This is a genomic window from Collimonas sp. GW821-FHT02H07 (assembly GCF_059421505.1).
This window is the reverse complement of the sequence record NZ_JBWKVC010000003.1, coordinates 395,043-410,234: the sequence shown is the minus strand read 5'-3', so window position 1 is coordinate 410,234 and position 15,192 is coordinate 395,043. Positions and strand designations below refer to the sequence as shown.

Annotated in this window: 9 protein-coding genes; 7 read left to right on the top strand and 2 right to left on the bottom strand. The window is 58.6% G+C overall.

All coding sequences use genetic code 11. From position 1 onward, the window contains the following. Positions 1-427: 427 nt before the first annotated feature. Positions 428-2,767, top strand: coding sequence for an autotransporter outer membrane beta-barrel domain-containing protein (locus AC07V8_RS07965; protein WP_494721455.1), 2,340 nt, complete (start codon positions 428-430; stop codon positions 2,765-2,767). 124 nt (positions 2,768-2,891) lie between these two features. Next, entirely contained in the window at positions 2,892-3,389 is a 498-nt protein-coding gene (locus AC07V8_RS07960; RefSeq protein WP_494679085.1) for a transposase, read from the top strand. Between the two features lie 422 nt (positions 3,390-3,811). Here AC07V8_RS07960 and AC07V8_RS07955 read toward each other — a convergent pair whose 3' ends face one another. After that, on the bottom strand, positions 3,812-4,474 hold the full coding sequence (locus tag AC07V8_RS07955; RefSeq protein WP_494678905.1) for a response regulator: 663 nt from the start codon (positions 4,472-4,474) through the stop codon (positions 3,812-3,814). 35 nt (positions 4,475-4,509) lie between these two features. Here AC07V8_RS07955 and AC07V8_RS07950 point away from each other — a divergent pair, with 35 nt between their 5' ends. Together AC07V8_RS07950 and AC07V8_RS07945 are read left to right on the top strand one after the other, a co-directional pair. Continuing rightward, positions 4,510-4,764 (top strand): hypothetical protein, encoded by a 255-nt coding sequence (locus tag AC07V8_RS07950; protein WP_494678906.1) that lies wholly within the window; start codon positions 4,510-4,512, stop codon positions 4,762-4,764. A 191-nt stretch (positions 4,765-4,955) separates the two neighbouring features. After that, positions 4,956-8,354 carry a response regulator gene (locus AC07V8_RS07945; RefSeq protein WP_494678907.1) on the top strand — a complete coding sequence of 1,133 codons (3,399 nt, stop codon included), beginning with the start codon at positions 4,956-4,958 and terminating at the stop codon, positions 8,352-8,354. Between the two features lie 93 nt (positions 8,355-8,447). Here the strand turns inward: AC07V8_RS07945 and prpR are convergent, their stop codons facing one another. After that, on the bottom strand, positions 8,448-10,094 hold the full coding sequence (gene prpR, locus AC07V8_RS07940; protein ID WP_494678908.1) for a propionate catabolism operon regulatory protein PrpR: 1,647 nt from the start codon (positions 10,092-10,094) through the stop codon (positions 8,448-8,450). 267 nt (positions 10,095-10,361) lie between these two features. Between prpR and prpB the strand changes: the two genes are divergently transcribed. From prpB to acnD, 3 genes are all read left to right on the top strand, one after another. Beyond that, positions 10,362-11,249 (top strand): methylisocitrate lyase, encoded by an 888-nt coding sequence (gene prpB / locus AC07V8_RS07935; protein WP_494678909.1) that lies wholly within the window; start codon positions 10,362-10,364, stop codon positions 11,247-11,249. 49 nt (positions 11,250-11,298) lie between these two features. Continuing rightward, positions 11,299-12,450 (top strand): bifunctional 2-methylcitrate synthase/citrate synthase, encoded by a 1,152-nt coding sequence (gene prpC / locus AC07V8_RS07930; RefSeq protein WP_494678910.1) that lies wholly within the window; start codon positions 11,299-11,301, stop codon positions 12,448-12,450. A 137-nt stretch (positions 12,451-12,587) separates the two neighbouring features. Then, the gene (acnD, locus tag AC07V8_RS07925; protein ID WP_494678911.1) at positions 12,588-15,182 is read left to right on the top strand and encodes a Fe/S-dependent 2-methylisocitrate dehydratase AcnD; all 2,595 of its coding nucleotides are present in this window, start codon (positions 12,588-12,590) and stop codon (positions 15,180-15,182) included. The last annotated feature ends 10 nt before the right edge of the window (positions 15,183-15,192 follow it).

Genomic DNA, 15,192 nt, shown 5'->3' with positions numbered 1-15,192 from the left:
CCGTGGCCCGCTAAGTGGGGTCGGAGTGAAGTTTCTGCAAAAAGCACGCAGAAAGTTCACTCCGACCCCAGTTAGCTCCTTCGACCCCGGCTAGCTGCGTAGGTTAAGCGCGACGAAAACCGGACTGCGATTTTGTCGTGTTTCATGAAATTCTCAATAAGCGTACTTGGACGGTAGGAAAAGGCGGGGTGCGCGATTTGTTCGGGTGCCCCGTTTTTTTTGAGGATTGGGTATGGCGGGATGAACGTGTATTGCTTCATAGATTTCTAGCGCACGATGGAAATTTTGTTCTTTCAAAATTCGATCAATATTTCCTTACTTATCCTATTGTTTTCAAATTATTTTCTTACTTGTCCAATATCTGAGCAAGGGCTAAATCCCTATGCTTGCTCCTGTCAATCTTAACAGTTGCCAAGGAGCGAGCATTATGAACAAGGTATTCCGCATTATCTGGAGCCACATACTGGGCGCATGGGTGCCCGTTTCCGAACTCACGAAAACACGTGGCAAGAGCGCCGCGAGCAAGCCGGGTGCAGTGGCGCTAAGTGTGGCTGCGCTGGCTTTATGCGCGGCGCCGCTGGTGGCGTCGGCACAAGTCGGCGTGATCATCGACCCTGATCAGCCTGATGTTGTGATCAACAATCCGGCAGGCGGCACGATCCAGGGCAGCGACTACGGCATTCAGCGCCTGGCTGGCACCGATCCCGGTCAAATCGCAGAAGTGTCGATCAATAATGCAGGAACCATCGAGGGCGATGTCGGCATCGCGCTTGAGTCTGCCAACAGTCGTGTCTACAACGCCGGCACCATTACCGGTACCGGCGGCTATGCGATCGTGTTTGATCAGCATGGCATCCCAACCCATAATCAACTGACGCTGGACACCGGATCGGTATTGAACGGTAACGTGGTTGGCGGCATCGGCGGCACAAATGATTTGATCCTGGAAGGCAGCGACAGCGAAGAGTTCGACAAATTTAGTGGTTTCCAGACCCTGGCCATGAACGGCCAGGATTGGACCCTCAACGGCACAGGCCGCTTCGATACCCGCGCCGACATCAACAGCGGCACCTTGCATGTCGAAGGCACGTTGCGCACGCCGATCACCGCCATCAACAGCGGCGGCACGCTGGCCGGCTATGGCCGGGTTGTCGGCGACGTCAGCAATGCCGGCATCATCGCACCGGGCAGCGCCGGCGCCGGCAACAACACCTTCGGTGCGCTGACCATCCAGGGCAATTATGTCGGCCACGGCGGCAAGCTGCTGGTCAATACCTTCTGGGGCGACGACAGCGCGGGAACCGATAAGCTGGTCATCGACGGCTGCCAGCCTGGCACCCCGGGCGGTGGCGGTGGACCGCTCAGTATTGGCGTCAGTTCTTGCAGCAACCCGGGTAGCGTCAATGTATCGGGCGATACCGGCGTGATCGTCAAGCATGCAGGCGGCAGCGGGGCGCAGACCAATGTCGGCATCCAGATCGTCGAGACGCTGAATGGCGCCACGACCAACCCCGACGCGTTTACCTTGGACCCAGCTTCGGACGGCTACCGCAGCGGCAAGAACACGATTGCCGCCGGCGGTTACGACTATCGCCTCAAGCGCGGCGGCAATGGCGGCGTGGCGGACGACTGGTATCTGGTGTCGGCTGCTGCTCCTGTGGAACCGCCGCCGGAGCCATGTACCGCTGGGTCAAAGTGCGAGCCGGAGCCGCCGCCTCCAGAACCGTGTACCGATGAGACAAAGTGCAAGCCGGAGCCGCCGCCTCCGGAGCCACTCATTCCCGTGATCAGCCCGGAAGTGGGCGCCTATTTCGGCAACCGCCAGGCGGCTTCGACGATGTCCGTGCATACGCTGCACCAGCGCCAGGGCCAGGCGCCGGGCATGACCGCGGAAGATACCGCGGGCGGCATCGACGGCGCGGCCTGGGCGCGGGTGGAAGGCCAGGACATTTCGCGCAAGAGCGCCGGCGGCAGTCTCGACGTCGAAGCCAAGCAACGCCTGATCCATGTCGGTGCGGACGTTTTGCGCTTCAAGGATGGCGGCGACGGCAGTTTCCGCGTTGGCGTGATGGGCATGTACGGCACTGCCACGACTTGGTCAACCAACCGCACCCAGCTGTGGTCGGGCGATACGCTGGGCACGGCGCGCGGTACGGTGGACGGCTACAACGTCGGCCTGTACGGCACCTGGTACGGCAACCGCGACATCCTGTCCGGCCCGTATGTGGATAGCTGGCTGATGGCAGGCCGTTACAACAACACGGTGGGCGGCGCCGGCCTGGCGACCGAGCAATACCGTTCGCGCACGCTGACGGCATCGGTCGAAGGCGGCTACTCGTTCCCGATCTACGATCAGGACAAGACCAAGCTGTACCTTGAGCCGCAAGCGCAGATCGTCTACGGACGCTATCGCGCCGGTGATTTCACGGAGGTCGGCGGGACAGCGGTCGGCGGCCAGAACAGCAGCAACCTGCTGACGCGCCTGGGCGTGCGCTTGCACGGTTCATCGGCGGATGGTCCCGGTCCGGACATGCGTCCCTACGGCGAGCTGAACTGGTGGCATGGCAGCCAGTCGGCGCCGTCGATGACGATGGATGGCAACGTCTTCCGCGACGACCTGCCGCGCGACCGGGCGGAAGTCAAGGTTGGCCTGCAGGGGCAGGTCACGAAGGCGATCTCGGTATCAGCGCTGCTCGGTGTCGAGACCGACCTGGGCGACTACTACGCGGTGAAGGGCCAGGTGGGCATGAAATATAGCTGGAATTAAGCTGTCTTGTTGCTCATGGCTACACGATAAATGAAGGGTGGGGCGCTCGATGATCGGGTGCCCCGTTTTGCATGATCGCATCCATGGTGCGCATGCCTGCGAAAAGATAAGGAGGTATAGAGTGATGAAACTTAGCGACGCTCAATGGGAAAAACTGGAACCCGTTCTGCTTGGCAGGATAGGAGATGCCGGCGCAAAAGGCAGGGACAATCGGCTGTTTATCGAAGCGATGATTTTGATTTCTGAGCAAAACGTCAAGTGGGCATTGCTTCCTCCGGAGTTCGGTAAATGGAGTACGGTATATATGCGATTCAGGCGGTGGAATGAAATCTCCCTATGGCAACAGCTGCCGGCAGTTGCTGGCGACGATTCCGATTTACGGGAAATGATGCAGCGATTAGCGGCATTCAGCAGCGCATATACGAAGCGGGTTGAGGAAAAAATACGTAGGCAAATGAGCCGGACCGAATATCGCGATCAATTCCGGGCGTTAATGGCATCAGCGGTAGCAGCCCCCGCCGGATCTGACGAATTGACTGAGATAGTGGCCGGCTCGGAATGGGTTCAATTGATGAATCGCTATACGCCCTGCATTCTTCCCGACTCGATAGCTGTTGAATAAACACTCAATGATTGCACTCCTCCCCGTAAGAAAATGGGACTTCCGTTGACATGGAAACTGATTGACGTCAGATAGCTGGAGATTTATTGCATGCTGATGCGCAATTTCCGATCAGCCAAAGGGGCCTGAAAGGACGATGCGGATAGCCTCGATGCAACGCGACAGTATTGACAGTATTGCTGCGAGAAAGCGTTTGAGGGAAATGTGAAGGGAGTGGAGTGTTGTGACTTCGGACGAAGTTTGGTGAGAAAAATCATCGCAAGATTGTCTTCGCCAGCCTGGTGTGAATAGATATTCGCTGATGAAGCCGCGTTGGCATCGCCTGATCTGCTGACAGCTTGCTTGAGGAAGCGGAGTCGGTTCAAATCCGGCTTGCTGAACTCCCTGTTGATGGCAAGTTAGCGGAATGTGTTCAAACCAGTTCAAGGCGGCATGGCGGATGAAGTTATTAAACCTACCTCCATGGCGTATTTGAATAAGTCGGCATCGCGCTCGATCCCCAGTTTTTTCATGGCGTTGATTTTTTGAGCGCTGACGGTCTGTTTGCTGCGATGGAGCTGTTCTGCGACTTCGTTGACAGTTAATCCGGAAACGAGCAGGCGCACAACTTCCAGCTCGCGTTTGGTGAGGTCGATCGCAGACTTGTTGCCGCGTGTGACAGTCTGCATGATCACACGCATGGTTGGCGAAAAATACTCGCCGCCAGAGTGGGCGATATGGATGGCAGGAAGCAGGTAGCTGGAATCGTCGGACTTGCTGAGGACGCAGTGGATTTTACTGGCGATCAGGGTGCGTAACACCGCTGGGTTATCCAGCATTGTCATGACAATAATATTGATGTTTGGATAACGCCGCTGGATAAATTTAAACAACGCCAACCCGTCGCCGTATTCACCGCCAGGCATTGCATAATCAGTCACCAGGACATCGCAGGGATGCTTATCAAGCAAATTGATCAATTCCGTGGAATTACCGGCCGTGCCCACCAAATCGACAGTCTTGGCTTCAGCGAGCTCTTGCTGGATGCCCTTGATGATTGCGGGGTGGTCGTCGGCGACAACGACGCGTATCGAGAGTGGTGTCATATCCTTGTTGACTGGTAATATTTTTTGATAAGTCTATGCTAAAGAAGCTGGTTTTTGTTGCTTTTATTTATGGCCGGCTGGCCTTCTTGCTCCCAGCATTCTTTCATCTGCCGTTTGCGGACGGACGAAGCGAAAATAAACTGATTCATGATATTAGTGAAATGCAGGGCCTCGTCATCGGAGAGATTGGCATAACCGAGCAGAAGTCGCGCAATTTTTTGTATTTGTTCCTGTTTCAATTTGTCCTACCTAGTTTTGAATATTTCCCGCCCTGGGAACGATCTCCATAATGAGCCACTGTATCGGGGATTGCGGCTGGCAACAATGAGACGGGTATGAAATTATTTAAAGAAATAATAGGTCTGGTCCCATAAATTGAATATGTGAATTTGCAGCGAAAAAATATCCGCAATCCCAGTTTGCAAAGTTAGACTCTGAGCAATATAGAAAAAATTTCGCATGCTTCAGGAAGGGCAACCATATGGCAATTTCGACAAATTCTGATGCTTTTTCCAAAGGAAGAAACAAGGTTGCCGCATCGGTGAAAAAAATGAGCGAGCTCGGACTGCTCGGCCGGTATCAGCGCGGACTGCTTTGGGGAGGCGGTATTGCCTTGACCGTCATGATCTTGATCGCTTGCGCGTTGGCGACGTGGTCCTCTATGAAGGATTACATTGCCGATGGCCGTTACATCTACCTGACCCACAAGGCTTTGTTCCTGCAGGAAATTGAAGTGCGGCAGGCGACGTTGCGTCGCGGCTTGATCAACGCGGAATTGATATGGGCGGATCAACGCAAACCTCCTGAAAAATTGTTGAGCGATTTTTCTGCAAAAGGCGGTCGCGTAGTAGTCCAGGCCAACAAGAATCTGGATCCGCAGCTTGTGCTGGCACAGATAGGGCCACAGCTTCCGGCCAGCAGGTATGCGGAATATTTATCGTTTGTTGAACAGCAGGCGTATCCCGCGACAGCCGGCGCTCGCCAGCGAAATGTCAATTTTCACGGATATGTATTCAATCCGGAACATACCTTTATTTCTTTCACGCCACCGCCGGCATCAGGTGATCCGATCAAGGTTCTCGGCGCCAGGGATGCAGGCGATCTGATTCGCAGAATTGCTCCCGATATCGGCGATCTGAATGATCCCGCCGTTGCCAGGCAATGGCGCGAATCAAGAAAAATTACATGGCTGCCGGCCACCCGGGATCCATTGACCAATGAAGAAGCCTTCAAGCTGGTAGAGCCTGCCTTTGACGAAGACGGTCGTGTCTTCATCGTATTTGTCAGCGATCAGCCAATGAAATTATTGAAAGATAGTCTTAGCCGCACTCCTTTTGATGGCAATTTCATTGTTCTTGACGCCAACGGAAAATTGATGCTGGATGCCTCGCACAATAACTCAGTCGACCCTGGCTTGACTCAGCGTGTCGTCGATTCCAAAAGCTGGAAAGAAAAGCTCTATACATCGGAGCCTTTCTATGAAAACGGCACATTCACCATCAGCGAACCTTTATCGGATACCGGCTGGATACTGGTCTACGCGTATTCCTGGCGCACCATACTGGAAGCGCGATGGCCGCTGCTATTGGCGTACGCGATTGGAACAACGGTCGTACTCAGTTCACTCTGGATTTTTTTGCTTCTGTTTGACCGCAAGGTATTCATGCCGATATATCGGCGTTCGCAACGCGTGTTTGAAAGCGAAAACCTGAATCGCACCATCATTGGCATCGCGCCGGTGGGCCTGAGTCTTTTGTCGATAAGCACCGGCGAAACCTTGATGCAAAATGACGTGATGCGGTCGTATGACGATGAGGCGCAGCCCTTGCGAAGAAAATTTCTTGATTTGTATTGGGACAGGCTGGCCAAGCCCGGCAATCTTCAGGGCAAGCAGCTGATGCATCATGATTTGGCGATTGCCTCGCCGGACGGCAGGACATCACATTTACTGACCAATTTGATCGGGACGAAATACCAGGGCGTAGATGTCCTGCTGTGCAGCTTTTCCGATATTACGGCGCGCAAGCTCATTGAACAGAAGTTGGAAGAAGCACGCATCGCTGCAGACGCCGCCAACCAGGCAAAATCTGCGTTCCTGGCGACCATGAGTCATGAGATACGCACACCCTTGAATGCGATCCTTGGCAATCTGGAATTGCTTGGCCGCTCGGAATTGACCGAAATGCAGGCCGACCGCCTGCGCACGGTGAACTCTTCGTCACGGGCTCTGCTTGCCATTATCAACGACATTCTGGATTTTTCAAAAGTCGAATCCGGCCAAATGACGCTTGAAAATATACGTTTCGACGTGATCGATACGATCGAACAGGCAGTTACCATCTTTTCTCCGCTGGCCGACGCCAAAGGGCTGAATCTGTTCTACACGGTCACGCCCGATCAGCCGCGTTTCTATTTCGGCGATCCTGCGCGCTTGCGCCAGATCTTGCTGAACTTGCTCAGCAACGCGATCAAGTTTACCGACAGCGGCAAGATCAGCGTCGTTGTCGACGGCCATGCGCTCAGCGCGGACGGCAAGTCGCCGCTATTGGCCGTCAGCATATGCGATACGGGTATTGGCATCACGGCAGCGCGGCGCGCCGCACTGTTTGAACCATTCGTACAGGGCGATGTTTCGATCAGCCGGCGCTTCGGCGGCAGCGGACTAGGGCTTGCGCTCTGCAAACGCCTGGCAGAACTGATGGGCGGCGCTGTTACGCTTGATCGCCGCAGCGCTGCCGGCAGTACGTTTACCGTCAGCCTGCCATTGCAGGTTGATGCCGATGCTGCTGCATGGTGCGCGCCGTTTGCCGGCATGCCGGACATGGTCATGCTTTGTTCGGCCCCTGAGTGGCAAACCTCTGTCGGCGACCAGCTCAGGCATTGGGGGATCAACGTCCAAGTGATTGCCGATCCGGCAGAGATGCCCGTGACGGCAGTGCCGTTGCTCATTTTCGGCAATCCGCGCGACTGGACCTTCGCCGATGAAGATATGGCCTGCGAAAAGGCATCGTGGACGATCGACGCCACCGAGGATGGCCCCAGAACCGTTGTGACCAAAGGAAAACGCAGCATGGTGTCCTGCTACTGCCTTGACGGCCTGTATAAAGCGATCGCACAAGCGTTTGCGCCGAACGGGGCCGTTGATGCAGTCATGGAGAGCGAGACGGCAGCGGAAACCATGCCGGCCGAACGGCATGCCAGGATACTTGTAGTGGAGGATCATGAGGTCAACCTGGCATTGATTCGCGATCAATTTGCCGCGCTCGGCTATCAGGCGGACATGGCCAGTAACGGCAGCGATGCACTGGCGTTTTTTGAAAAGAATGCTTATGACATGGTGTTCACCGATTTAAGCATGCCGGGCATGGATGGCTATACCCTGGCGACGTTTTTGCGCCGCCGGGGAGCGCAATTGCCGATCATCGCCATCACCGCCCATGCTTCCGCCGAAGAACACAGCCGATGCAAGCAAGTTGGCATTACCGACGTGCTGTTGAAGCCGATGTCGTTGGATGACATCGATCAAATGGTGCGAAAGTATATGCAGGGCGGCATGCGGCCGGTGTCATTGAGTGCGCTCGATCAAAAGAAACCTGTCCTGAGCGAAGATTTGCTGCAGACCCTGCGCGCAAGCAGCGCCAATTCCATCGCTGCGATTCATCGTGCACTGGCAACAGGGGATATCAAGGAAGTGCAGGAGCGGCTGCATTCGATCAAGGGGGCATTTTCCATGATTCGCGAACAGACGGTTGTTGCTGCGTGCGTACGCCTGGAACATCTCGCCAGGGTGGTCAATCTGCCCGTGCTGACCAGTTCATTACCCAAGTTTGAAGCACTGATGAACGATGTGCTTGCCGGACTGGAGCGTGAGGGAATATAAGCTTTCCTGTCCGTATAAGTAGGCAGGAAAGTTTCGACCCGGGGATCGTTGAGCGTCGAAACTGGTGTGGGTAACTACCGCGATTGCCGATGCTTATTGCTTCCTGATCTTGCGCCAAAGGGTGGTACGGCTGATGCCGAGATGCCTGGCCGCGGCTTCGCGGTTGCCGCCGAAACGGGCCAGCACCTGCGCGATGTTTTCCGCGGCCTGCGGTGCGGCGGCGGCGGCAGCGGCAGCTGGTGCGGCGGCAGATGGCTGGCCGAATTCCGGCGCGACGCTGAGCAAGAAGGCGGGCGACAATGCCTGCAGCGGTTCGGCTGCCAGGAACAGCGCCACTCTTTCCATCAGGTTGCGTACTTCGCGCGCGTTGCCGGGCCAGGCATAGGCGCTGAGCAGGGGCAGGCAAGCGACGATTTCAGCATGCAGGTTCGGATGCGGGCGGGCGCCCAGCGCGGCCAGGGATTTCTTGAGGCACCATTCGGCCAGCGCGATCAAGTCTTGCGGGCGCTCGCGCAAGGGCGTCAGCGTCAAGCGCAGCACGGCCAGGCGATAGAACAGGTCGGCGCGGAAACGGCCTTCGCGCACGCGCCGCTCCAGGTCGCAGTGGGTAGCGCTGATGATGCGCACATCGACCGCAATCGGCCGGGTGCCGCCGACGCGCACCACCTCGCGTTCTTCCAGCACGCGCAGCAAACGGGTCTGCAGCGCCAGCGGCATTTCGCCGATTTCATCCAGGAACAGCGTGCCGCGATGGGCCGCTTCGAACAGGCCGGCGTGACCGCCGCGGCGCGAGCCGGTGAAGGCGCCTTCTTCATAGCCGAACAGTTCCGATTCCAGCAGCGATTCCGCAATCGCGCCGCAATTGACCGCGACAAACGGCTTGTTGCCGATCAGCGCGCGCGGATTTTCACGGTGGATCGCTTGCGCGACCAGTTCCTTGCCGCTGCCGGTTTCGCCCTGGATCAGCACCGTGGCCTGCGATTTGGCGTACAGCACGATGGACTGGCGCAGGGTTTCCATCGCCGCCGAATCGCCGCGCAAATCGTTGATGCCATGCTTGGCGCGCAACGTGTCGGCAACCGGCGTACCACGGCCGTGGCTGCGGCCAGCTTCCAGTTGCGTCAGGCGGGCGATTTCCAGCGCATCGTCGAAGGCCTGGCGGATCGATGCCGCGGAATAGACGAGCACCGCGGCCAGCCCGGCTTCTTCGGCCAGGTCGGTGATCAGGCCGGCGCCGACGATGGCCTTGACGCCGCCGGCCTTGAGTTCATGGATCTGCGCCCGCGCATCTTCTTCGGTGGCATAGTCGCGCTGCTGGATATTGAAACCGAAGGCGTTCTGGAATTCCTTAAGCGCCGGCATGGTCGACTGGTAGGTGATGATGCCGATGTCCGGCGTGATCTGGCGCGCGCGCGACAAGGCCTGCAGCACATCGAAGCCGCTGGCCTTGGCGATCACCACCGGCACCGACAGCCGGCTTTTCAGATAGGCGCCGTTGGAACCGGCGGCGATCACGGCATCGCAGCGCTCCGTTTCCATCCGTTCGCGGATGTGGCGCGCGGCCTCGTCGAATCCCAGATAGATAGGCTCGATCGTCGCGCGGTCGTCGTATTCCAGCGTAATGTCGCGGAACAGGTCGGACAGGCGCGAGACCGAGACGGTCCAGATCGCTGGTTTTTGGCTGTGGTCGCCGGCATCGCCGGGCTCACGCCGGGCAGGGGGCTGAGGGGAAGGGGGCATGTTTCACCGTGTGTTGCACGCATGTTTCAATGCGTATGAATGTAACATGAAATGAAACAATTCGATTGTTTCATCCGGACTCAAGAAAATTGTCTTATTGCCATCTGATTTTGTAGGCGATTGATTTGATTGCATTATTTTATTGCCCTGCCATGTGTGCAGATATTGCGGCTTGCTTGGCATGACGATTGCTCTATAACGATAAAACCCCGATGCAGATATCTGCATGAAACAGTGCACCCAGTGTGCAATCTATCAGGAGAACCCATGAGTCAGTATTCCGCAGGCGCCGCCTTCCGCAAGGCAGTGCAAGAAGAATCGCCGTTGCAGGTGATCGGCGCGATCAACGCCAATCACGCCTTGCTGGCCAAGCGCGCCGGCTTCAAGGCGATTTACCTGTCCGGCGGCGGCGTCGCGGCCGGTTCGCTCGGCTTGCCGGACCTCGGCATCTCCAATCTGGACGACGTGCTGACCGACGTGCGCCGCATCACCGATGTCTGCGACCTGCCTTTGCTGGTCGATGTGGATACCGGCTTCGGCGCCAGCGCCTTCAATGTGGCGCGCACCGTCAAATCGATGATCAAGTTCGGCGCGGCGGCGATCCACATCGAAGACCAGGTCGGCGCCAAACGCTGCGGTCATCGTCCCAACAAGGAAATCGTCAGCAAGCAAGAAATGGTCGACCGCATCAAGGCTGCGGTCGATGCCCGCACCGACGACAGTTTCGTCATCATGGCGCGTACCGACGCGCTCGCGGTGGAAGGGCTGGAATCCGCGCTGGAGCGCGCAATCGCCTGCGTTGAAGCCGGCGCCGACATGATCTTCCCGGAAGCGATCACCGAGCTGGCGATGTATCAGCAGTTTGCCGCAGCCGTCAAGGTGCCGGTATTGGCCAATATCACCGAGTTCGGCTCCACGCCATTGTTTACGGTAGAAGAGTTGAAGTCAGCCGATGTCGGCCTGGTGCTGTATCCGCTATCGGCCTTCCGCGCCATGAACAAGGCCGCCGAAAACGTGTACGCCGCGATCCGCCGCGACGGCACGCAAAAGAACGTGGTCGACACCATGCAGACCCGCATGGAATTGTACGAGCGGATCAACTATCACGATTTCGAGCAGCATCTGGATGCGCTGTTTGCAGCCCAGAAAAAATAATCACCCGAATTTAAGACACATCAATTCCTTTCCGTCCGGAGACTAAAAAATGAGCGAAGCACCAGCAACCGCATTCAAACCAAAAAAATCCGTCGCGCTGTCCGGCGTCGCCGCGGGCAACACCGCACTATGCTCGGTTGGCAAGACCGGCAACGACCTGCATTACCGCGGCTATGACATCCTGGATATCGCCGACACTTGCGAATTCGAGGAAATCGCCTATCTGCTGGTGCACGGCAAGTTGCCGACCAGCGCCGAGCTCAAGGGTTACAAGAGCAAGCTGAAATCCTTGCGCGGTTTGCCCGCCAGCGTCAAGGCCGCGCTGGAAGCGCTGCCTGCCGCCTCCCATCCGATGGACGTGATGCGCACCGGCGCCTCGGTGCTGGGCTGCACGCTGCCGGAGAAAGAAGACCACAATGCACCCGGCGCGCGCGACATCGCCGACCGCCTGATGGCGTCGTTCGGCTCCATGCTGCTGTACTGGTATCACTTCAGCCACAACGGCAAGCGCATCGAGGTCGAAACCGACGACGAATCGATAGGCGGCCATTTCCTGCACCTGCTGCACGGCGTGAAACCGTCCGCCGCGTGGGAAAAGGCGATGCACGTCTCGCTGATCCTGTATGCGGAACACGAGTTCAACGCTTCCACTTTCACCAGCCGGGTGATTGCCGGCACCGGTTCCGATTTCTACTCGGCGATCACCGGTGCGATCGGCGCCTTGCGCGGCCCGAAACACGGCGGCGCCAATGAAGTCGCACTGGAAATCCAGAAACGCTACGACAATCCGGATGAAGCCGAAGCCGATATCCGCAGCCGCGTCGAGAACAAGGAAGTGGTGATCGGTTTCGGCCATCCGGTGTACACCGTCTCCGATCCGCGCAACAAAGTCATCAAGGAAGTCGCGCGCAAGCTGTCGGCGGAAGCCGGTTCGACCGCGATGTTCGATATCGCCGAACGGCTGGAAAGCGTGATGTGGGAAGTCAAGAAAATGTTCCCGAACCTGGACTGGTTCTCGGCCGTGTCCTACCACATGATGGGCGTGCCGACCGCGATGTTCACGCCGCTGTTCGTGATCTCCCGCACCTCCGGCTGGGCCGCGCACGTGATCGAGCAGCGCATCGACAACAAGATCATCCGCCCGTCGGCCAACTATGTCGGCCCGGATAATCTGGAGTTTGTGCCGATCGCAAAACGCTAGCGCTGAGCACTCCGTCATCCCCGCAAACGCGGGGATCCATTTTTCCTGCCATCGCCGGCAATGTGGATTCCCGCGTTCGCGGGAATGACGGGGTCGCCCAGACGTAATTAGATGATGCTTCCTTTCCCGACTGAGCCATGAACACAGCAAACCGCAAACCTCTTCCCGGCACCCAGCTGGATTTCTTCGACACGCGGGCCGCGGTCGATGCCATCCAGCCCGGCGCCTACGACAAACTGCCGTACACCTCGCGCGTGCTGGCCGAAAACCTGGTGCGCCGCTGCGATCCGGCCACCCTGACCGCCTCCCTCAAGCAATTCATCGAACGCAAGCGCGACCTCGATTTCCCATGGTTCCCGGCGCGCGTGGTGTGCCATGACATCCTGGGCCAGACCGCGCTGGTCGACCTCGCCGGCCTGCGCGACGCCATTGCCCTGCAAGGCGGCGACCCGGCCCTGGTCAATCCGGTGGTGCCGACCCAGCTGGTGGTAGACCACTCGCTGGCGGTCGAGTGCGGCGGCTTCGACGCCGACGCCTTCGACAAGAACCGCGCCATCGAAGACCGCCGCAACGAAGACCGCTTCGATTTCATCAACTGGACCAAGAAGGCGTTCAAGAACGTCGACGTGATCCCGCCTGGCAACGGCATCCTGCACCAGATCAACCTCGAGCGCATGTCGCCGGTGATCCAGGTGAAGGACGGCGTCGCCTTCCCGGACACGCTGGTCGGCACCGACAGCCACACGCCGATGGTGGACGCGCTGGGCGTGATCGCCATCGGCGTCGGCGGCCTGGAAGCGGAAAGCGTGATGCTGGGACGCGCTTCCTGGATGCGGCTGCCGGACATCATCGGCGTCGAGCTGAGCGGCAAGCCGCAGCCAGGCATCACGGCGACGGACATCGTGCTGGCGCTGACCGAGTTCCTGCGTGCGCAAAAGGTCGTGTCTTCCTATCTCGAGTTCTACGGCGAGGGCGCTTCCCACCTGACGCTGGGCGACCGCGCCACCATTTCCAACATGGCTCCCGAGTTCGGCTCCACCGCCGCGATGTTCTACATCGACGAGCAGACCATCAAATACCTCAAGCTCACCGGCCGCGACGATGCGCTGGTCAAGCTGGTGGAAACCTACGCCAGGGAAACCGGCCTGTGGGCCGACAGCCTGAAAAACGCCGAGTACGAGCGCGTCATCAAGTTCGACCTGTCTTCCGTGGTGCGCAATATTGCCGGCCCATCCAACCCGCACAATCGCGTGCCGACCTCCGAGCTGGCGGCGCGCGGCATCAGCGGCACGGTAGAGAACGAGCCAGGCCTGATGCCGGACGGCGCCGTCATCATCGCCGCCATCACCAGCTGCACCAACACCAACAATCCGCGCAACATGATCGCCGCCGGCCTGCTGGCGCGCAATGCGAATGCCCGCGGCCTGCTGCGCAAGCCATGGGTAAAGAGCTCGCTGGCGCCCGGTTCCAAGACGGTCGCGCTGTACCTGGAAGCCGCCGGCCTGCTGCCTGAGCTGGAAACACTGGGCTTCGGCGTCGTCGCCTTTGCCTGCACCACCTGCAACGGCATGAGCGGCGCGCTCGATCCGGTCATCCAGAAAGAAGTGGTGGAGCGCGATCTGTACGCCACCGCCGTCCTCTCCGGCAACCGCAACTTCGACGGCCGCATCCATCCTTACGCCAAGCAGGCTTTCCTGGCTTCGCCGCCGCTGGTGGTGGCTTACGCGATTGCCGGCACCATCCGTTTCGATATCGAAAAGGATGTCCTCGGCATCGACGCCGCCGGTCACCCGGTCACCCTGAAAGACATCTGGCCATCGGATGAAGAAATCGACGCCATCGTCGCTGCCAGCGTCAAGCCGGAACTGTTCCGCAAGGTCTACGAACCGATGTTCGCCGTGGTCGCCGACAACGGCGAGAAGGTCAGCCCGCTGTACGACTGGCGTCCGCAGACCACTTACATCCGCCGTCCGCCATACTGGGAAGGCGCTTTGGCGGGCGCCCGCACGATGAAAGGGATGCGGCCGCTGGCGGTGCTGGGCGATAACATCACCACCGATCACCTGTCGCCGTCGAACGCCATCATGCTCGATAGCGCAGCGGGGGAATATCTGGCCAAGATGGGCCTGCCGGAAGAGGATTTCAATTCCTACGCCACCCACCGCGGCGATCACCTCACCGCGCAGCGCGCCACCTTTGCCAACCCGACCTTGAAGAATGAAATGGTGAAGGAAAACGGCAAGGTCAAAGCCGGCTCGCTGACCCGCGTCGAGCCGGGAGGCAAGGTCACCCGCATGTGGGAAGCCATCGAGATCTACATGGAACGCAAGCAGCCGCTGATCGTGATCGCCGGCGCCGACTACGGCCAGGGTTCCTCGCGAGACTGGGCCGCCAAGGGCGTGCGCCTGGCCGGTGTGGAAGCCATCGCGGCGGAAGGCTTCGAACGCATCCACCGCACCAACCTGGTCGGCATGGGCGTGCTGCCGCTGGAATTCAAGCCCGGCGTCAACCGCATCAGCTTGCAGATCGACGGCAGCGAAACCTTCGACGTGCTGGGCGAACGCACGCCGCGCACCACGCTGACGCTGGTCATCAACCGCAAGAACGGCGAGCGCGTGGAAGTGCCGGTCACCTGCCGCCTCGATACGGCAGAGGAAGTGTCGATCTACGAAGCCGGCGGCGTGCTGCAACGTTTCGCCCAGGACTTCCTCGAATCGTCGGCGGTTGCCTGACAAGGCGCTG